General features: G+C 71.8%; 16 protein-coding genes and 1 tRNA gene. 9 read left to right on the forward strand and 8 right to left on the reverse strand.

What is annotated here, in order from left to right:
* Positions 1–241: 241 nt before the first annotated feature.
* Entirely contained in the window at positions 242–568 is a 327-nt protein-coding gene (locus tag ACYVMZ_RS23920; RefSeq protein WP_461082896.1) for a hypothetical protein, read from the reverse strand.
* Positions 569–929: 361 nt separating this feature from the next.
* Here ACYVMZ_RS23920 and ACYVMZ_RS23925 point away from each other — a divergent pair, with 361 nt between their 5' ends.
* Both ACYVMZ_RS23925 and ACYVMZ_RS23930 read left to right on the forward strand, forming a co-directional pair.
* Positions 930–1,796, forward strand: coding sequence for a bifunctional DNA primase/polymerase (locus ACYVMZ_RS23925; protein ID WP_461082898.1), 867 nt, complete (start codon positions 930–932; stop codon positions 1,794–1,796).
* Positions 1,797–2,014: 218 nt separating this feature from the next.
* On the forward strand, positions 2,015–2,446 hold the full coding sequence (locus tag ACYVMZ_RS23930; RefSeq protein ID WP_461082900.1) for a hypothetical protein: 432 nt from the start codon (positions 2,015–2,017) through the stop codon (positions 2,444–2,446).
* Positions 2,447–2,671: 225 nt separating this feature from the next.
* Here the strand turns inward: ACYVMZ_RS23930 and ACYVMZ_RS23935 are convergent, their stop codons facing one another.
* Positions 2,672–3,613: a helix-turn-helix transcriptional regulator gene (locus ACYVMZ_RS23935; RefSeq protein WP_461082902.1), complete on the reverse strand. Its 942-nt coding sequence runs from the start codon at positions 3,611–3,613 to the stop codon at positions 2,672–2,674.
* 62 nt (positions 3,614–3,675) lie between these two features.
* Here ACYVMZ_RS23935 and ACYVMZ_RS23940 point away from each other — a divergent pair, with 62 nt between their 5' ends.
* Positions 3,676–4,929 carry an epoxide hydrolase family protein gene (locus ACYVMZ_RS23940; RefSeq protein WP_461082904.1) on the forward strand — a complete coding sequence of 418 codons (1,254 nt, stop codon included), beginning with the start codon at positions 3,676–3,678 and terminating at the stop codon, positions 4,927–4,929.
* Positions 4,930–5,877: 948 nt separating this feature from the next.
* On the opposite strand, the gene ACYVMZ_RS23945 is transcribed toward ACYVMZ_RS23940, so the two are convergent.
* From ACYVMZ_RS23945 to ACYVMZ_RS23955, 3 genes are all read right to left on the reverse strand, one after another.
* Positions 5,878–6,093: a hypothetical protein gene (locus ACYVMZ_RS23945; protein WP_461082906.1), complete on the reverse strand. Its 216-nt coding sequence runs from the start codon at positions 6,091–6,093 to the stop codon at positions 5,878–5,880.
* Positions 6,094–6,276: 183 nt separating this feature from the next.
* A tRNA-Ser gene (locus ACYVMZ_RS23950) sits at positions 6,277–6,363 on the reverse strand.
* 63 nt (positions 6,364–6,426) lie between these two features.
* On the reverse strand, positions 6,427–7,896 hold the full coding sequence (locus ACYVMZ_RS23955) for a S1C family serine protease (protein WP_461082908.1): 1,470 nt from the start codon (positions 7,894–7,896) through the stop codon (positions 6,427–6,429).
* 295 nt (positions 7,897–8,191) lie between these two features.
* Here ACYVMZ_RS23955 and ACYVMZ_RS23960 point away from each other — a divergent pair, with 295 nt between their 5' ends.
* The 3 genes from ACYVMZ_RS23960 to ACYVMZ_RS23970 all read left to right on the forward strand — a co-directional run bounded on the left by ACYVMZ_RS23960 (position 8,192) and on the right by ACYVMZ_RS23970 (position 11,096).
* A complete protein-coding gene (locus ACYVMZ_RS23960) occupies positions 8,192–9,019 on the forward strand; it encodes a glycerophosphodiester phosphodiesterase (RefSeq protein WP_461082910.1) in 828 nt (275 codons plus the stop codon).
* A gap of 264 nt (positions 9,020–9,283) precedes the next feature.
* A complete protein-coding gene (locus ACYVMZ_RS23965; protein ID WP_461082912.1) occupies positions 9,284–9,922 on the forward strand; it encodes an ATP-binding protein in 639 nt (212 codons plus the stop codon).
* Between the two features lie 184 nt (positions 9,923–10,106).
* Complete coding sequence (locus tag ACYVMZ_RS23970) at positions 10,107–11,096, forward strand: DUF5926 family protein (RefSeq protein ID WP_461082914.1); 990 nt, start codon at positions 10,107–10,109, stop codon at positions 11,094–11,096.
* Between the two features lie 243 nt (positions 11,097–11,339).
* On the opposite strand, the gene ACYVMZ_RS23975 is transcribed toward ACYVMZ_RS23970, so the two are convergent.
* Both ACYVMZ_RS23975 and ACYVMZ_RS23980 read right to left on the reverse strand, forming a co-directional pair.
* Positions 11,340–11,996, reverse strand: coding sequence for a hypothetical protein (locus tag ACYVMZ_RS23975; RefSeq protein ID WP_461082916.1), 657 nt, complete (start codon positions 11,994–11,996; stop codon positions 11,340–11,342).
* Between the two features lie 56 nt (positions 11,997–12,052).
* Positions 12,053–12,718: a bifunctional DNA primase/polymerase gene (locus ACYVMZ_RS23980; protein ID WP_461082918.1), complete on the reverse strand. Its 666-nt coding sequence runs from the start codon at positions 12,716–12,718 to the stop codon at positions 12,053–12,055.
* 501 nt (positions 12,719–13,219) lie between these two features.
* Between ACYVMZ_RS23980 and ACYVMZ_RS23985 the strand changes: the two genes are divergently transcribed.
* The 3 genes from ACYVMZ_RS23985 to pdxR all read left to right on the forward strand — a co-directional run bounded on the left by ACYVMZ_RS23985 (position 13,220) and on the right by pdxR (position 17,777).
* Positions 13,220–14,734: a PP2C family protein-serine/threonine phosphatase gene (locus tag ACYVMZ_RS23985; RefSeq protein WP_461082920.1), complete on the forward strand. Its 1,515-nt coding sequence runs from the start codon at positions 13,220–13,222 to the stop codon at positions 14,732–14,734.
* A 75-nt stretch (positions 14,735–14,809) separates the two neighbouring features.
* Positions 14,810–16,273, forward strand: coding sequence for an aminopeptidase P family protein (locus ACYVMZ_RS23990; RefSeq protein WP_461082922.1), 1,464 nt, complete (start codon positions 14,810–14,812; stop codon positions 16,271–16,273).
* 133 nt (positions 16,274–16,406) lie between these two features.
* Positions 16,407–17,777 carry a MocR-like pyridoxine biosynthesis transcription factor PdxR gene (pdxR, locus tag ACYVMZ_RS23995; RefSeq protein ID WP_461082924.1) on the forward strand — a complete coding sequence of 457 codons (1,371 nt, stop codon included), beginning with the start codon at positions 16,407–16,409 and terminating at the stop codon, positions 17,775–17,777.
* A 58-nt stretch (positions 17,778–17,835) separates the two neighbouring features.
* On the opposite strand, the gene ACYVMZ_RS24000 is transcribed toward pdxR, so the two are convergent.
* Positions 17,836–18,303, reverse strand: a complete 468-nt coding sequence (locus ACYVMZ_RS24000) for an ATP-binding protein (RefSeq protein ID WP_461082926.1) — start codon at positions 18,301–18,303, stop codon at positions 17,836–17,838.
* Between the last annotated feature and the right edge of the window lie 153 nt (positions 18,304–18,456).

Genomic DNA, 18,456 nt, shown 5'->3' on the forward strand with positions numbered 1-18,456 from the left:
GCAGCCCCAACCCCAGCAGTCCTGACCCAGCCGTAGCCCCAACCCCAGCAGTCCCGGCCCAGCCCCGCCCCAACAGCCCGATCCCCAGCCCCAGCCCCGGCCGCGAAACGTCCACGCACCCCCACCGACAAAAACGTCTGCGCGACGGCGCCGAAGCACCGCCGCGCAGACGTTGTCACCCCACGAAGCACACCCATACAGGAGTCGAGGGGGCCGGTGCCGGCGCACCGGCCCCCTCGGCTCACCACCACATCGGCGCGAAGCTGACGGCCACGTTGTCGCTGCCCTGGTTGACGGCCGTGAACGCGGAGCCGTTGACCTGGGCGGTGTTGCTCTGGTTCGAGGCACCGGAGCCGACGGCCTGCTGCTGCGTGGTGGCCGAGTTGCCGAAGTTGTCGCCGCCGACACCGCTGCCGACGACACCGGCCACGGGGTTCGTCACGGCCGCGCTCGATCCGTTGTCCGCGATCGCACCGCTGTCCGCCGTCGCGGCACCGGTGAAGAGGGCAGCTGCGAGCGGAAGGGCGGAGACGGCGGCGATGAGGCGGGCGGTACGGATGCTTGCCATGTTTGTTCCTCCAGAACCAAGTACGCACCGGCTTATGGCCGTGAGTGCGTGAAGTACGGCTGCCTTCCGGGGAGTTGGCCGATCACCCCGGCGCTGTGCGCTGTGCACGACGTCGCAAGATCAGAGTTGCCCACCAATTCCCGGCGAACCACCCGAAAGCCATTATTCGCCCTCAAGCGTGACAATAAGTCGATAAACCCCTTTGGGTCACGTCAGTCACAGATCAGGACAGTGCGGTCAGTTCCCATCCAAGCGCCACAAGAGGTGAAGCGTTCGGCGAACATCCCGCCCCGCACCCCGCTCCGGCACATCACACCCGACCCCCCTTCCTTTTTTCGAACGTACGTACGAACATGGAGGCATGGCCACCACCGACCGGCAGGCCACGACGCTGGCCCTCGCACACGCTCTGTCAGCCGCCGAACGCGGGCTGGCCGTCATCCCCCTGTCCCGGACGAAACTCCCGGCCCTGCGCTCCCCGCACCGCGACGACCCGGACCCCAGCCCCTGCCACGGCGAGTGCGGCCGCTTCGGCCACGGGGTCTACGACGCCTCCACCGACCCGGCCCGCATCCGCGAACTGTTCTCCGCCGCGCCCTGGGCGACCGGCTACGGCATCGCCTGCGGCCTGCCCCCGCACCACCTGATCGGCATCGACCTGGATGTGAAGACGGGCACGGACTCCTCGGCCGCGCTGCGCGAACTGGCCCTGCGTCACCTGTTCACCATTCCTCCCACGGTGGTCGTCCTGACCCCGTCCGGCGGCCGCCACCTGTGGCTGAGCGGCCCACCCGACATCGTGGTCCCGAACTCAGCCGGCCGCCTCGCACCCGGCATCGACATCCGCGGCGCCGGCGGCTACCTCGTCGGTCCCGGCTCCCGTACGGACCAGGGTGTGTACGCCGCCGCCCCGGGCACCGCGCACCTGGCCCCCGCCGCCTGCCCGTCGGCCCTCCTGCGGCTCCTCCTCCCGCCGCCCCGCGCGCACCACCCCACCCCCGCGTCGACGGGCGGGCACGGTCAGGGCCTCGTCCAGTTCGTCCTCGCGGCGCACGAGGGCCAGCGCAACACCCGTCTTTTCTGGGCGGCTTGCCGCGCCTACGAGGACGGCATCGGCCCCGCCCTCGTGGAGTCCCTGGTCGACGCGGCGCTCAACACCGGCCTGACCGAACGCGAGGCACGCGCGACGATCGCGTCGGCGGCTCGGATGACGGGGCACCGGCCGTGAGGGGTGGTGATCAGCACGGGCGAGCCCCGTAGGAACCTCCGCGAGGAAGGGCGGGAACACACGCACCAGCGGGGCGAGAACCCGCACCACCGGGGCGGGAAACACGCACGAGCACGGCGCGAACACGCACCAGCAGGGCGCGAACACGCACCAGCAGGGCAGACACCGCCCCCGAAAACCGAAAGACCCCCATGCACCACCGCTCTAGAGTGCCGACCATGTCACTCAGCCGCGTCGTCCTCGCCTCCGGCCGCTCGATCGACCTCTGCGACCTGCGGCTCACGTCGACGTACGGCGGAATGCTGGAGGGCTACCCCTGCAAGCCCCTCAACGACATGAAGATCAACTCCCTGCTGCGGACCGCCGAGCGCGCCTTCCCGGCCGGCCCGGTGCACCTCGTCCCGCCCGCGCGCGAGTACCCCGACCAGTACGCGGGCGCCTTCGGCCCTGTGGAGGTCCTGCCCGCCGTGGCCTGCGTCGGCACCTTCCACTCCACGGCCCTCGACCCCGCCCATGACCCGGTCCTGTACCGGTCCCGCCTCACCGTCATCTGGTTCCAGCCGACCCCGCACGTACCGTCGGGCTGCGACGCGGAACCGGCGCTGCGGGACATCGACTGGGCGGGTCTGGCCAGGGATGACGAGCTGTGAGCAGGTCGGTGGCGGCTGACAGGTGTGCCTGGACGCCACGGCCCCGTTCCCGTGGCCGAACGACCCGGAGCACGCCGTCGGCCACATGATCGGCTGGGTGAACACCGAACTCACGAAGAACGCCACCGAGACCGGCCGACTGCGCCTGCTGCGGGCCACGTCGCGAGGAGCGGGTGCCGGGCCGGTCGTCACTGATCGCTGAGGGCCCAGACCATGGGGTCGCGGTCATTGAGGTCCCAACGCCTCAAGGCAGCGCACGGCCTGGGCCCGCAGTGCCTCGGCGAGTCCGGGTGGGCCCTCGGTGAGGGTGAAGCCCGTGTCGACCGAGGTGATCATCCAGGCGAGGCCGCGGGCGTTCTCGGCGCCGAGGTGCAGCAGGCAGCTGTGGTCGTCAACGGGTTCGAGGACGCCCATGCCGGGCCAGATCCGGTCGGCGACCGCCGCGGCGGGCTCGTGCAGGGTGACGGTGGCCTGGAAGGGCCAGGCCCGCCACGACAGCTGGTGGGCCAGGTAGGTGGCCACGTCGCCGTGGGGGAGTGGGCGGGGCGTGAACCGCGGACCGGTCGGGCTGCGCGGGGTGAGCCGGTCGACGCGGAAGGTGCGCCAGGCGACCAGGTACCAGTGGCGGCCGAAGCTGACCAGGCTGTGCGGCTCCACCTCACGCACGCCACTCCGGTGACGGGCACTGGTGTACTCGAAGCGCAGCCGCTCGCACCGGCGGCACGCCTCGGCGATGGCCATCAGGGTGTCGGCGGCCACCCGGGGAGCCGGGGCCGTACCGGCCCGCACGGTGGCCCTGTGCAGCGTGTTCACCCGATACCGCAGCCGGGACGGCAGCACCTGCTCCAGCTTGGCCAGCGCCCGCAGCGAGGACTCCTCGATCCCGGCGACCGAACCGCCCGCCGCCGTACGCAGCCCGACCACGACGGCGACGGCCTCGTCGTCCTCCAGCAGCAGCGGCGGCAGCGTGGCCCCGGCGCCGAGCCGGTACCCGGCGGTGCCCTGCGTGGCGTGCACCGGGTAACCCAGCTCCCGCAACCGCTCCACATCACGGCGCACGGTCCGCCGGCTGACCCCGAGATGCTCGGCGAGCTCGGCCCCGGACCGCTCGCGACGGGTCTGCAACAGGGACAGCAGCCTCAGCAGCCGCCCGGAGGTCTCCACCATGCCCCCAGAGTGCCGAACCCTTAGGAACGATCCTGACCCAAGCGCTCCCTAACGTCCCCTTCATGGAGACGACGAGCCCCGACATCCACCCCTTCCGCATCGACATCCCGCAGACCGAGCTCGACGACCTGCACGCCCGCCTGGCCGCCACCCGCTGGCCGGCCGACCTGCCCGGCGTCGGCTGGAGCCGCGGCGTCCCGTCGGCCTACCTCAAGGACCTGGCCGAGTACTGGCGCACCACGTACGACTGGCGCGCCCACGAGGCGACGCTCAACGCGCTCCCCCAGTACCGGACCACCATCGACGGCCAGCCCCTGCATTTCCTGCACGTACGCTCCCCCGAACCCGACGCCACCCCGCTGATGCTGCTGCACGGCTGGCCGGGCTCGGTCGCCGACTTCCTCGACGTCATCGGCCCCCTGTCCGACCCGCGCGCCCACGGAGCCGCCGGGGCGCCCGCCTTCCACCTGGTCATCCCCTCCCTCCCGGGCTTCGGCTTCTCCACCCCGCTGGCCGGCCCGGGCATGAACGCGGCGAAGATGGCGACGCTCCTCCTCCGCCTGATGTCCCACCTCGGCTACGACCGCTACGGCGTCCAGGGCTACGACACCGGCTCCTGGGTCGCCCCCGAAATCGGCAGGCAGGCCTCCGACCACGTCATCGGCATCCACGTCAACGCGATGATCACCTTCCCGGTCGGCGCGGAAGGCGAGACGGACGACCTGACCGAGGCCGAACAGCGCCGCTGGCACCGGATGCAGAACTTCAACGACGGCTACCTCCAGTGCAACTCCAAGCGCCCCCAGACGGTGGCCTACGCCCTCACCGACTCCCCCGTCGGCCAGCTGGCCTGGATCGTCGAGAAGTTCAAGGAACTCACCACCCCGGAGGACGGCCTCCCCGAGGCCGCCGTCGACCGCGACCGCATCCTCACCGAGGTCTCCCTGTACTGGCACACCGCCACGGCCGCCTCAGCCGCCCAGATCTACTACGAGGAGATCTCGGCGAACGCCTGGGCCGAGGCGGGAACCGATGCCTGGGCCCCCGGCACCGACGTGGACAACGCTCAGAACGAAGGTCCGGACAACTGGCCGGACGACAGGCAGGACGACAGGCCGACCGGCGGGCGCGGCACGGTCCCGACCGCCGTCCTCCTCTCCACCCACGACGTCACCATCCGCCGCTGGGCCGAACGCGACCACAACGTCGTACGGTGGACCGAACTCGACCGCGGCGGCCACTTCCTCGCGATGGAGGCCCCGGACCTGCTCGTCGAGGACATCCGCGAGTTCTTCGGTACGACCGCCACCCACTGACCACCGCCACCCACGGACGAGCGACGCACTCGCGAGCCAGCCGCCGCCATGGACGTGCCAAGAAGCCCCAGATGAGGCACACCTCGGGACATGCTGCTCACTTCGCCACCCTTCGCTACCCCTCCGCCGCACTTTCTCGCCACGCCGCAACGCCCTGACCTGTAGGGATGGGACCCCCGGAAATTCGCCAGATCGTTCGCCACCCGGCGCCATGCCTTTGCGCCACTCGCTGACCTGCGGAAACGTGATCCACGGCCGTCGCGTGCAGCCAGGGCGACGCTAGTATCGGGACAACGCCACGGTGGTGCCTGTCGCCACGACAGCGAGGCGGCACTGCAGCCAGGGGCGACCCAGAGACCCCCGCGCGAACCACGAGAACCCGACTCCGGCGCTACCCGGAGTCAGGCCTCGCGCGCGGGGCCATGTGAGCCCGGCCGACTACGTCGCGGCCGGGCTCACGTATGCCCGTCCACACCGGCCGGAGCGCCCACGGCTCATGCCCCGGTCACCGCATGAACCGCTCGACACACCCCGCGATGGCAGTGACCGCACCGAGAGTCACGACCGCCAGTTCGATCCAGTCTCTGCGCTGGCGTCGGCGGCGGCCGCTCTTCTTGGGTCCACCATCGATTCAGCTCCTGTCTCTCGTCACTCCGACCGGGTCGAACCGGCCGACCAGTCGGACCCCTGCCCGGGACGAGCAGAGGCGTCTTGGCATGACGGAGCCGAACTCCCGTCAACGTACCCGGCGCGCCAGAGCGAACGGCCCGCAAACGACCAATCGCCACCGTTCGCCAGGGTGGGCCGTGGGAAGCACCACGCCTGCCCGGCCAACTTCCCTTAAGTGGGCTTCTGTTGAGAACTCCGCTGCTGAACCCTCACCGCGGCGCGCGGAGCCCGACTGCTCCGCGCGCCGCCGCCCCCTCCCCTCCTCACGGACCGCTCGCGTCAGTGCTCCCACACATCGGGACCGCCACCCCGCCACTCGATCAGCCCGGACTGCCGCACCCAGTCGTCATCGGCGTCCTCCAGGCCCGCGAGGCGCAGGAACTCGACGATGTCCAGCAGCCCGTAGGCGATCCCCCGGAACCTGCCGTCCACGCGGACCCGCCGCCCGCCGTCCTCGGCGGGCGGGTAGATCACGATCGGCTGCGCACTGGCCATGGCACCAGCGTGCGGCCCGGACCGCCCGCGCGCATGCGGGGCGCGGTTGGCGTACGACGTCGTCGCGGTGGGCGTACGACGTCGTCGACGAGACAGCCGACATCCGGTAGCCGTAGCCGGAAATGAGAACGGCCCCCGACCAACACCCAGGTCAGGGGCCATCCGTTCTCGCTGCTCTCAGCGCGGAGGCGGTGGGATTTGAACCCACGGTGACATCGCTGCCACGACGGTTTTCAAGACCGTTCCCTTCGGCCGCTCGGGCACACCTCCCCGCGCCGGCCGTGATCGGCGGCGCGGGGACAAGGGTAACGGGTCGGCACGCGCGTGTGCGGGTCAGTTGTCGCCGACGCGGGAGCCCAGGGTGACTTCGACCGTGTGCTCCTTGCCGCCGCGCTCGTAGGTGATCGTCACCTTGTCGCCGGGCTTGTGGGTCCAGATCTCGCCGATCAGGGTCGGGCCGGAGTCGATCACCCGGTCGTCGAGCTTGGTGATGACGTCGCCGGGCCTGAGGCCGGCCTTGTCGGCGGGGCCGCCCGGCTCGACCGCCTCCGAGCCGCCGGCGCCCTGGTCGGTGATCTGCGCGCCGTTCGAGCTGTCCTCCAGGGAGACGGACGCGCCGATCTTGGCATACACCGGCTTGCCGGTCTTGATCAGCTGCTGGGCGACGTACTTCGCCTGGTTGATCGGGATGGCGAAGCCCAGGCCGATGGAGCCGGACTGGCCGGTGCCGAAGCCTCCGTTGCCGGTGGACTGGATCGCGGAGTTGATGCCGATGACATTGCCCTGCGCGTCGAGCAGCGGGCCGCCGGAGTTGCCCGGGTTGATCGAGGCGTCGGTCTGCAGGGCGCTCATGTACGAGGCCTGGCTGCCGGTGCCGTCGCTGGAGGCCACCGGGCGGTTCTTCGCGCTGATGATGCCCGTCGTCACCGTGTTGGACAGGCCGAAGGGGGCGCCGATGGCGATCGTGGAGTCGCCGACGGCGACCTTGTCGGAGTCGCCCAGGGTGAGCGGCTTCAGGTCCGAGGGGGCGTCCTTGAGCTTGATGACCGCGACGTCGTAGCCCTGCGCGTGGCCGACGACCTCGGCGTCGTACTTCTTGCCGCTCGGGAAGGTCGCGGTGAGCTTGCCGCCGTCGACGGCACCCGCCACCACGTGGTTGTTGGTGACGATGTGGCCCTGCGTGTCGAAGACGAAGCCGGTGCCGGTGCCGCCCTCACCGCTGTCGCTCTCGGCCTCGATGGTCACCGTGCTCGGCAGCGCCCTGGCGGCCACGGCCGCGACCGTGCCCGGGTCGCGCTTGACGTCGCCGCCGCTGGTGGAGGCGGAGACCGTCGTGGAGCCGGTGGTGTCGTTGTTCTTGGCCAGCGTGTAGCCGAGGCCGCCGCCCAGGCCGCCCGCGGCCAGCGCGGCCACCAGGACCGCGGCGACGAGACCGCCACGGCCTCGGCCGGACTTCGGTGCCGGCGGCTGGTACGAGGACCCCCAGCCGCCCGCGCCGGAACCGGCACCGCCGTCGCCGTACGACGGGGTGGCCGGCGGTGGGGGCGGAGGCCAGGAGGGGTCGGGTGCCGAACCGTGGCCACCGGGCATCGGCCCGGGTGCGGAGCCGTGGCCCGGCTGGCCCGGGGACCCCTGCGCGTGGGCGCCGGGTGCGCTCGACGGAGCCGGGGGGACCGGAGGCGTGGCCGTGCCCCCGTCCGGAGCCATGCGCTCCTGGGACGGCTGAGCAGCGGGAGCATCCACCGGCACGGGGGGTGCGGAGGGGGCCGGGGGTACCGCGGTGCCCTCGTTCTCGGTGCTCACAGCTTGTCTCCTCGATCCACGGCTGTTGTTCTCAATCGCACTCGGTCGCAATCGTCACGCTCGTCACGTTGGTCGACGTCCGGCGCGATGCAGCTGCGCATGTCCTTTTGTATGCCTTCAGCTTTTCCCACCGGCCGTCAGGGCACCATAAGCGGTGGCTGTGGGTCCGGGGCCATTCTTTATATAGGGCATTATCGTCAAAAAGGATGCAATCCCAGTGCCTCCGTACGGACCGCCGAATCCAACGGGTCCGTCCGACCGGACGTCTACCCGCGCGTGGTGGCACCATGACGCGGTGACCCACGCACGGCAGCACCAGATTCAAGTCGTCGCCCACCGCGGGGCCTCCGAGGACGCCCCGGAGCACACCCTGGCCGCGTACAAGAAGGCGATCGAGGACGGTGCCGACGCCCTCGAATGCGATGTGCGCCTGACGGCCGACGGACATCTGGTGTGCGTCCACGACCGCCGAGTCAACCGTACGTCCAACGGCCGCGGCGCGGTCTCGGCGCTGGAGCTCGCCGACCTCGCCGCCCTGGACTTCGGCTCCTGGAAGGCGCACGCCTCGTGGAAGGGGCGGACCGAGGACCCCGACTGGGAACACCGCCCGGAGGACCGGGAGGCGACCTCTGTCCTCACCCTCGAGCGGCTCCTCGAACTCGTCGCCGACGCCGGACGCCGGGTGGAACTGGCCATCGAGACCAAGCACCCCACCCGCTGGGCGGGCCAGGTCGAGGAGCGGCTACTGGTCCTGCTGAAGCGGTTCGGGCTCGACACCCCGGCCTCGCCCGAGGAGTCCCCGGTGCGCGTGATGAGCTTCTCGGCGCGTTCGCTGCACCGCGTGCGTGCCGCCTCGCCGACGCTGCCGACGGTCTACCTGATGCAGTTCGTCTCGCCCCGCCTGCGCGACGGGCGGCTGCCCGCGGGCGTCAGGATCGCGGGCCCCTCGATCCGGATCGTGCGGGGCCACCCCTCCTACGTCGAACGCCTGAAGGAGGCCGGGCACCAGGTGCACGTCTGGACGGTGAACGAGCCCGCGGACGTGGAACTCTGCGTCGGCCTGGGCGTCGACGCCATCATCACCAACCGCCCGCGCGCGGTGCTCGACCAGCTCGGCCGTTGAACGAACCCGCCCGGCCGCTGAACGGGCCCGGCCGGCCAGTGAACGACCTGCTCGGGTCGGCCGTTGAACGACCCGCTCGGCCCGTGATCGACCAGCTCGCCCGGTGATCATCACACCGACCACTTTTGCCCCACAGTTCCCGCAAGACTCTTGACCCTCGTGACGCCCCCGCGCCATCCTCGCGTCTCGGCCACACCGACGAAATCCAGCCACACGATTACAGGGAGTGCTCCGGCGCGTTCGGTCCGTATTCGATCGTTGCGAATGCGTCTCCGGACATGGATTGGCCGGTTTCCGGTACAGGCCAATGGGGCATCCACACCGTGGCGTGGGGCAAAGGAGGTCTCGGGGGTGGCGTTGGTGGTGGCACAGGAGGTGCCCACGTCGTCGAGCATGGCCGTACCTCATGGCCCTGCGGGCGTGAGGGAAGCACGACACCGCATGCGTCAACAGTTGCGCAGGGGTGGCGTGGCGGAATCGGTCATCGACGACGCCGTACTGATCCTTTCCGAACTCTTGAGCAATGCGTGCAAGCACGGCCGGCCTCTGGGCGACGCCCTGGCCGGGGACGGCGACGTCCGTGCCGCATGGCGCGTGGACCCGAGCGGCCGGCTCCTCGTCGAGGTCACCGACGGAGGTGGACCCACCCGCCCTGCTCCGGCCACGCCCTCGGTCACCGCACACGGCGGCCGTGGGCTGAACATCATCACCGCCCTGGCCGACGACTGGGGCGTACGGGACGACGTCCGGGGCGAGGTCACCGTGTGGGTGGTCGTCCACGACGACGTGCACGACCCGGACGCCGGACACCGCCGCGACGACTTCGCGACACGCGTCACGGCCCCGGCGGTGTCCGAGATACCCGGGCTGGACTTCGCGGACGCGTTCGAGGACGTGGACTGACCCGGCGGCACGACCAGCGCGGGACGACCACCTCGGGACGACCGGACGTTGTCGTACGCCGACCACAGGGTCGGTCGTACGTTGTCCACAGGTCGGCACGCTGTCCACAGCATCCCGTCGCTCCCGGCGCGAACGGCTAGGCTCCCGCCCGTACGAGACGAGCCGTAACCGGGAGACACCCACGATGGCCAAGAAGCGACCTCAGACGAAGGCCAAGCGCCCGCAGACCAGTGACGGGGCCCGCGCCGCAGGCGCTGATGGGAACGTTCCGGTTGTCGGCGCCCGCGAGCCCTGCCCCTGCGGCAGCGGCCGCCGCTACAAGGCCTGCCACGGCCGGGCCGCCGCGCACGCGGTGACCGAGCTGGTGCACCGCCCCTTCGAGGGCCTGCCGGGCGAGTGCGACTGGGTGGCGCTGCGCGAACTGGTGCCGGCGGCCACGGTCGCGCTGACGCTGAAGGGCGGCCTGCCCGAGGGCGTCCCGTCGGTCACGCTGGCCACGGTCCTGCCGATGGCCTGGCCCGCCCTGCGCCGCGAGGACGGCTCGGTGCTGCTCGGCCTGCAGAACGACACCTCCTCGGGCGACATCAGTCGCGACCTCGCCGACACCCTGCAGCGCGCCCTGGAAGCACAGCCCGGCACACCGGTGCAGGGCCGCCGCGCCCCGGCCGACGGTCCGCGGCTGCAGGACCTGATCGACCCGGAAGGCGCGTTCGAGCCAGTTGTGCACAGCGGCTTCGAGTTCTGGGTCCCGGACCCGGAGAACGCCACCGCGGAGGTGACCGCCTCCCTGGAGCGGGCCAACGCCGCGGCGATCCCGACCGTCCGGCTCCAGGGCGTCGACGCCGCGTACTGGTGCCGGACACCGGAGAAGAACCACCTGCGCTGGGTCATGCCGCACCCCGAGGAGCAGCTTCTGGACGCCCTCGCGCGGCTGCACGCGGCGGGCCGCTCCAGCCTCGGCGAGGGCACCCGTCTCGTGGGTTCCTTCCGCGCCCACGGGCTCACCGTGCCGGTGTGGGACCTGCCGAGCGGGGTCGGCGCGCAGGACGTGGAGAAGCCGGCCGCCGAGTTCGCCGAGCGCCTCGCCGAGGCCCTGGCCACGGACGCTCCGCTCACGGCCGACGAGCGCCGCGCACGCGGTGGCCTGACCAACCGCCAGGTCACGCTCAGCTGACGCACGGCGTACCCCCGGTTGCGGCTGACCGCCCGGTCAGCCGCAGCCGGGCGTCCCCGACGGGTGACCGCCCTCGCAACTCCCCATACGGACAAGCCGATCGGTGACCGGAAAGCTCGAGACGGAATTTGCGAACCGCCGATCTCTTGTTACCGTTCGAGTAGCCCGGTTGCTGGTGCATCCCCCGTCGCCAGCAACCGGGTCTTTCCGTCCGCGCCGACGCTCACGCACCGCAGCAGCGCGTCAACTGCCTGCTTCCGCCGGTGAGTTGCTCCCGGAACGCAGCAGCAGCGGCCCGCGTCCGGCCCGCTCCGCGAACTCCGCGACCGCGGTGTGGTCCGCAAGTCTTCCCCGGCCGCGCTCCCGGGGCGTCTCGCACGTCCCCGGCTCGTCCTCGGCGCCCACCGCACAGTGGATCCGCACGCTCCGGCCACCAGGTCCCATGAGACTGAGAACGGCGTCCAGCGCGTCGCCGGTCGCGTTGCGGTAGTAGGTCCGCGCCCAGGTGTCCGCGCCCTGCGTCAGCACACAGGTCTGCGCCTCGATGCCGTCGGGGGAGGAGAGGTAGGGCCCGCAGCGCACGGCGGTGGACAGGCCGAGGCCGAGCGGCAGCGGGGAGCTCCCGGGTGCGGCGGAGGGCGCCTTGTCGTCGCCGCGCGGGGAGTTCCGTACCGCATCACGGGCGGAACCCGGCGCGGACTTGCGTACGGGACCGGGCGCGGACGCACGTACGGCGCCGGCCTCGTCGCGTGCGGAAGGCCCCGACCGCCCGGACGACACGGAACCCGCGGACGCCACGGCCAGGGGCAGGGCGACCGCGCACGTCATCACGACGCTCGCGAGGGCGAGCAGACGGACTCTTCGGGGGTCCCGGGCTCGGCCCCCGGCATGACGCGGCATGGCCCCGGAAGATAACGCCCCGGGGCGGGCGCCGGGCTGGTGCGCGCCCGACACCCTCAGAACTCGGGCGCGCTCACACCCGTGCGAGTGAGGGCCTCGACCACGGCGTCCACGACGGCCTCCACGTCGGGCACCCACGGCGAGGCCGAGCCGGGCAGCGGTGCGCGCTCCCAGCGGACCTCGCCGTGACCGGTCTCCGAGGGGGGCAGTGCCAGATAGCCGCCCTCGCCGTGGAAGCGGAGGGAGCCGGGCACGAAGTCCTTGGCGTACAGCAGCTCGCCCAGCTGCTCCATGGAGTACGGCTTGACGAGGATCGACCAGCGGGTGGGCGAGGCGACGACCGGGCCGAGCCGCATGCCGCGGCGGTCGAGCGCGTCGAGGGCGCGGGCGGCCGGCAGCGCGGGCAGGGACACCGCGCAGGGCGCCTTGCCGCCGGTGGCCAGGATGATCGGCGCGCCGGGCCGGTTGGTCCACCACCAGCGCACCATGCGCGCGTCGGTGGTGGCCGCGAGCAGGCCGGGGTCGAAGGGATGCGCGCCCGGCACCGTGCACTCCGGGTCGGGGCAGCCGCAGCGGGACCTGCCCTGCGGGTCCGCCGCCACGCCCGGGAGTACGGGCCACTGCCATTCCGTCGCGAAGGTCAGGGCCGCGCTGATCAACTCAGAACCCCCGTCCTTCCGCTGGGACAAGAGCCTGCGTCGCCTTCCGAGGATCTCGCGCATGAGCGCTCGTTCCTTTCCGTTGCACGCCTGGCAACACCGTGGTCCACATCACAACATGTGTCGATCACTGCACTGTGCGTACCTGTTGGCGCATCACACCCCAGCCGGAGGCACGGGGATCCCCTATGGGTCGAGCACTGGCTGCATCCGCGGCCGCTGCGCCCATACCGCGTCTATCAAAAGCATGGGCTGGCGTGGGGTGGCGAAGTCTGGCGTTTGCTGTCGCGCGTATTTCTCTCCGCCTCCACCACGGGAGGATGGGGCACGGCCGTCGGTGGCTAAGACGCCCGGGTCCGTCACCAGGTTCCGGGTGGTTCCTCACCACCCCTGGCCTTCACCGAGTACGTACCCATCACGACCGCTGTGACGCTCCGTCGAGCAAGCCCAGTCGACCGCAATAAGCCGTCCCCTGCGGCAGTTTTAAGCCAACTTTGCATTTCCGCAAGGGGTTGACGAGTACTTCCCTCAAGTCTCACGGACACCAGGAATCCCAGCAGGACAATGCTGGACATCTCCTCACGAGTGCGTGTACATGTGGAGACACTGCTAGCGGCGCAGAATGACATGGGGGTTTGCGATGCTTTTGAGCAGTACGCACCGGTCGGAAAGCCGGACACCATGAACGCCCCGCACCTTCCGAAAGTGGCTGGAATCGATTCAACGGTTCCGGCCCCCGCACACACTGTCGCGCCCGTCGCGGCGGGTACCTCCCCGGCTGCCCCACCAAACCCCCTGAACGCACCGGCCGCAGTACTCCAGGACCGTCTCGCCGGCTGGGTCTCGGATCTCACGACCCTCCACGAACTCACCGAACGCCTAGCCCGCACGGGCGCGCTCACCGAGGCGCTCGAAGAACTGCTGTGCGCCGGATCCGCCCTGGTGGGCGCCCGGCGCGGTCTCGTCGTCCTGGGACCCGCCGACGGCCTCGGCCCGGACACCACCATCGGCCTGGGCCTGACCCGCGCCGACCTCGGCCACATCGAGACCGTGCCGCGCGGGTCCCTGTCCTACGGGCGCATCCTCGACGGTCTGCCCGGCGGTGACAGGGAGATCACTCAGCCCGACCTGTTCGCCGAGGAGGGCCTCGACCCCCGGCACCGTGAGGTCGCCGCCCGGCTCGGCTACGCCGCCAGCTACGCCCTCCCCCTGTCCACCGAGTCCGCCGGCCGCCTGGGTGCCGCCGTATGGCTCTACGACGAGCCCGCCGAGCCGGACGAGCGCCGTCGCCACCTCGTCGGCCTGTACGCCCGCTACGCCACCGAGCACCTCGCCCGGCTCGTCGAAGTCGAGCGCACGCGCGCGTGCCTGGCCACCATGTCCGAGGAACTGCTCCCCTCGCGCCTGCCGCGCATCTTCGGCGTCCAGCTGGCCGCCCGGCACCGCACCGGCCCGCGCGGCGGCGGCGACTGGTACGACGCGCTGCCCCTGCCGGAGGCGGCCCTCGGTCTCGCCGTCGGATCCGTCACCGGGTCGGGGCCCAGCGCGGTCACCGCGATGGGACGGCTGCGGGCGTCCCTGCGGGCGTACGCGGTGATGGAGGGCGAGGACCCGGTCGCCGTCCTGTCCGACCTGGAACTGCTGCTCAGGCTGACCGAGCCCGCCCGCTCGGCCACCGCCCTGTTCGGCTACTGCGAGCCGGCGGCCCGCAAGATCACGCTGGCCGGCGCCGGCCACAGCCCGCCGCTGCTGATCGGCCCGCGGCGCACGGAGTTCGTGGAGACCTCGGTCTCCGCGCCCCTGGGCATGCTCGCCTGCTGGGAGGCGCCGAGCGTGGAGGTGCACGCGGAGCCCGGAGAGACGGTTCTGCTGTACACCGACGGGCTGCTGCACCGCACCGGCGACCCCACCGACCGCGCCTTCGCCCGGCTGCACGCGGCGGCGGCCGGCGTACCCAGGGCGCTGCGCGGCGACCCCGGCGCGATCGCCGACCACGTCCTGCGGGCCGTACTGCCGGACGGCCTGGACGCCGCCGACAGCGAGGAGGACGTCGTACTGCTGGCGGCGCGGTTCGAGTAACGCACCTCGTCACCGCCCCGGACCCCCTTACGTACGGCCGTACAGTGGAGGGGGTCCAGCGCCGTATCGAGGAGGATGACCGTGGCGGAGGAGCTCACGCCGGCGACCCCGGAAGAGAGCGAAGAGCCGATCAAGCAGCGGAAGAACGGACTGTACCCCGGCGTGTCCGACGAACTGGCCGAGAACATGAAGTCCGGCTGGGCGGACACCGAGCTGCGTGACCTGGAGCCGATCCCCCAGGCCGCCGAGACCGCCGCCCGCCGTGCCGCGCTGTCGGCGCGCTTCCCGGGCGAGCGTCTGGTCATCCCCGCGGGCAATCTGAAGACGCGCTCGAACGACACCGACTATCCCTTCCGGGCGTCGGTCGAGTACGCGTACCTCACCGGCAACCAGACCGAGGACGGCGTCCTGGTCCTGGAACCGAAGGGTGAGGGCCATGAGGCGACGATCTACCTGCTGCCGCGCTCCAACCGCGAGAACGGCGAGTTCTGGCTGGACGGCCACGGCGAGCTGTGGGTCGGCCGCCGCCACTCCCTCACCGAGGCCGAGAAGCTGTACGGCATCCCCGCCTCCGACGTGCGCGAGCTCGCCGGCAAGCTCCGTGAGGCGACCGGCCCGGTGCGGGCCGTACGCGGTCACGACGCCGGTATCGAGGCCGCGCTGACCGACAAGGTCACCGCCGAGCGCGACGAGGAGCTGCGCGTCTTCCTCTCCGAGATGCGGCTGGTCAAGGACGACTTCGAGATCGGCGAGCTGCAGAAGGCCGTCGACTCCACGGTCCGCGGCTTCGAGGACGTCGTCCGAGTCCTGGACAAGGCGGAGGCCACCAGCGAGCGCTACATCGAGGGCACGTTCTTCCTCCGCGCGCGCGTGGAGGGCAACGACGTCGGCTACGGCACCATCGCCGCCGCCGGCCCGCACGCCTGCACGCTGCACTGGGTGCGCAACGACGGGCCCGTGCGGCCGGGCGAGCTGCTGCTGCTCGACGCGGGCGTGGAGACGCACACGTACTACACCGCCGACGTCACGCGCACGCTGCCGATCAACGGCCGCTTCAGCGAGCTCCAGAAGAAGATCTACGACGCCGTGTACGAGGCCCAGGAGGCCGGGATCGCGGCCGTGCAGCCGGGCGCCAAGTACCGGGACTTCCACGACGCCGCGCAGCGCGTGCTGGCGGAGAAGCTGGTCGAGTGGGGCCTGGTCGAGGGGCCGGTGGAGCGGGTGCTGGAGCTGGGCCTGCAGCGCCGCTGGACGCTGCACGGCACCGGGCACATGCTCGGCATGGACGTCCACGACTGCGCGGCCGCGCGGACCGAGACGTACGTGGACGGTGTCCTGGAGCCGGGCATGGTGCTCACGGTCGAGCCGGGCCTGTACTTCCAGGCCGACGACCTGACCGTGCCGGAGGAGTACCGCGGGATCGGCGTCCGCATCGAGGACGACATCCTGGTCACCGAGGACGGCAACCGGAACCTGTCGGCGGCCCTGCCGCGCCGCTCCGACGAGGTCGAGGCGTGGATGGCGGCTCTCAAGAGCTGACGGTCCGACGGTGTGACCCACGAGGGATGGCCGGGTACCGCACGGGGTACCCGGCCCTTGGTGTGTCCAGGGGACCACGACAGCGTCCCCTGGGTTTTTGATGCGCCGTGCGTGCGCCCAGGGGGAGGGTTTCGTGGACGACTTCTGGTCCACTCTCGGAGTGGACCTGCATCTGGAACCGGACGCTGCGGAGGGCCGAAGAGCAGGGCTGGAGCGGGCCCTCAGGGACGCCGTGCGGGACGGGCGGCTGGCGCCCGGGACGCGGTTGCCGGCGACCCGGCGGCTCGCGGCCGAGCTCGGCATCTCGCGAGGCACCGCCAAGGCGGCCTACGACCAGCTGGTCGCGGAGGGCTATCTGACGGCACGGCAGGGTTCGGGCACCCGGGTCGCCGAGCTGCCCTCCCTCGACACGGAACCGCCGGGCAGGGCGGCACACGCGCGCGTGCCGCGCTTCGACCTGCGGCCCGGCAGCCCCGACGTCGGGGCGTTCCCGGCGGCGGCCTGGCTGCGGGCGCTGCGCCGGGCCATAGCGAAGGCGCCCTTGCTGGCGTACGACTACGGCGATCCGCGCGGCCGGATCGAGCTGCGCACCGCGCTGTCGGGCTATCTGGGCCGGGCGCGCGGGGTGATCGCGCCGCCGGAGCGGATCGTGATCACCTCCGGCTACGTGCAGGGACTGGCGCTCCTCACGCGCGTGCTGGAGGGCGCCGAGGTCGCCATGGAGGATCCGGGGCTGCCGTTCCACCGGGAGGTGGTGCGGCGCAACGGCGGGACGATGGTGCCCGTACGGGTCGACGAACGGGGCGCGTGTGCCGAGGACTTGGGGGACGCGGCGGCTGTCGTCGTCACGCCCGCCCACCAGTACCCGACCGGGGTGACCCTGCACCCGGAGCGGCGGCGGGCGCTCACCGACTGGGCACGCGCGCGTGGCGGGCTGATCGTCGAGGACGACTACGACGGGGAGTTCCGCTACGACCGGCAGCCCGTCGGCGCGCTGCAGGGCATGGCGCCGGGGCAGGTCGCCTACCTGGGCACCGCCTCCAAGACGCTGGGGCCCGCGTTGCGGCTCGGCTGGATGGTGCTGCCGCCGCACCTCGTCGACGAGGTCGCCGACGCCAAACTGCACAGCGACCACCAGACCGAGTCCATCGGCCAGTTGGCGCTCGCCGAGCTCATCGAGAGCCACGCGTACGACCGCCACGTGCGCGCGTGCCGCCTGCGCTACCGCAGACGCCGGGACCAGCTCCTGGACCGGCTCGGATCGCGGCGCGGCGTCCGGGGGATCGCGGCCGGGCTGCACGCGCTGGTGGAGGTCGACGACGAGGCGGCGGTACTGGCCCGGGCGGAGGCGGAGGGACTCGCGGTCGGCTGCTTGGGCGATCACTGGCAGGCCCCGCCGGCCGAGGGGCGTCCGCAGGGGCTGGTCGTGGGGTACGGGACGCCTCGGGAGCGGGTGTATCCCGAGGCGTTGGAGGTGCTGGGGAAGGTGCTGGAGGGGGCTTGAGGCCCCTTTCAGGCGCTGCGCGCGGGCGTGCTGACCGCTTCCGGCAGCAGGTCCGCCCCTACACCGCGATCAGCGGCGCGTCCTTCCGCCACTTGAGGATCTTGTCGAAGCTCACCACCGCCCCGCCCCGCCCCGGCTTGTTGCCGATGTGGACGTGGTCGGCGAGCTCCTGGATGAGGCACAGGCCGCGGCCGTGCTCCGCGTCGGAGGGCGCGGGCCGGGCCGGCGGGCGGGAGGAACGGCCGGAGGCCCCGGCGGGGAAGCCGGGGCCCGCGTCGGTGACCTCGATGCGGCACTTCTCGCCGTCCAGGTACGCGGTCACCCGGTAGGCCTCCGAACAGCCGCCCTGGGCGGTGCCCCCGCCGTGCTCCACGGCGTTGGCGCAGGCCTCGCTGAGGGCGACGGAGAGGTCGTAGGAGATGTCGGGATCGACGCCCGCGGTCTCCATCGTGCCGAGCAGCAGGCGTCGGGCGAGCGGCACGCTCGCAGCTTCCCGCCGCAGATGGAGTGACCACCAGATGCTCATGCTCCAGCCTCCTGGCCGCGGCTCGACATACCGTTACGTATTGCCCCCGGTTGCGCCGCGTAAGCGCGAAGTTGACGTGATGCCGCCCATACGGCGGATGCGCGTTCGGCTTGATCGGTGTATGTGGGGCGTTGATCGGCGTATGTGGGGGCG

The sequence above is a fragment of the Streptomyces deserti genome, assembly GCF_054782695.1.

Excerpts from the sequence above, each read along its gene's own strand:
- ACYVMZ_RS23920 (WP_461082896.1), bottom strand. The coding sequence starts at position 568 with ATGGCAAGCATCCGTACCGCCCGCCTCATCGCCGCCGTCTCCGCCCTT.
- ACYVMZ_RS23925 (WP_461082898.1), top strand. The coding sequence starts at position 930 with ATGGCCACCACCGACCGGCAGGCCACGACGCTGGCCCTCGCACACGCT.
- ACYVMZ_RS23930 (WP_461082900.1), top strand. The coding sequence starts at position 2,015 with ATGTCACTCAGCCGCGTCGTCCTCGCCTCCGGCCGCTCGATCGACCTC.
- ACYVMZ_RS23935 (WP_461082902.1), bottom strand. The coding sequence starts at position 3,613 with ATGGTGGAGACCTCCGGGCGGCTGCTGAGGCTGCTGTCCCTGTTGCAG.
- ACYVMZ_RS23940 (WP_461082904.1), top strand. The coding sequence starts at position 3,676 with ATGGAGACGACGAGCCCCGACATCCACCCCTTCCGCATCGACATCCCG.
- ACYVMZ_RS23945 (WP_461082906.1), bottom strand. The coding sequence starts at position 6,093 with ATGGCCAGTGCGCAGCCGATCGTGATCTACCCGCCCGCCGAGGACGGC.
- ACYVMZ_RS23965 (WP_461082912.1), top strand. The coding sequence starts at position 9,284 with ATGCGTCTCCGGACATGGATTGGCCGGTTTCCGGTACAGGCCAATGGG.
- ACYVMZ_RS23970 (WP_461082914.1), top strand. The coding sequence starts at position 10,107 with ATGGCCAAGAAGCGACCTCAGACGAAGGCCAAGCGCCCGCAGACCAGT.
- ACYVMZ_RS23975 (WP_461082916.1), bottom strand. The coding sequence starts at position 11,996 with ATGCCGCGTCATGCCGGGGGCCGAGCCCGGGACCCCCGAAGAGTCCGT.
- ACYVMZ_RS23980 (WP_461082918.1), bottom strand. The coding sequence starts at position 12,718 with ATGCGCGAGATCCTCGGAAGGCGACGCAGGCTCTTGTCCCAGCGGAAG.
- ACYVMZ_RS23985 (WP_461082920.1), top strand. The coding sequence starts at position 13,220 with ATGCTGGACATCTCCTCACGAGTGCGTGTACATGTGGAGACACTGCTA.
- ACYVMZ_RS23990 (WP_461082922.1), top strand. The coding sequence starts at position 14,810 with ATGACCGTGGCGGAGGAGCTCACGCCGGCGACCCCGGAAGAGAGCGAA.
- ACYVMZ_RS24000 (WP_461082926.1), bottom strand. The coding sequence starts at position 18,303 with ATGAGCATCTGGTGGTCACTCCATCTGCGGCGGGAAGCTGCGAGCGTG.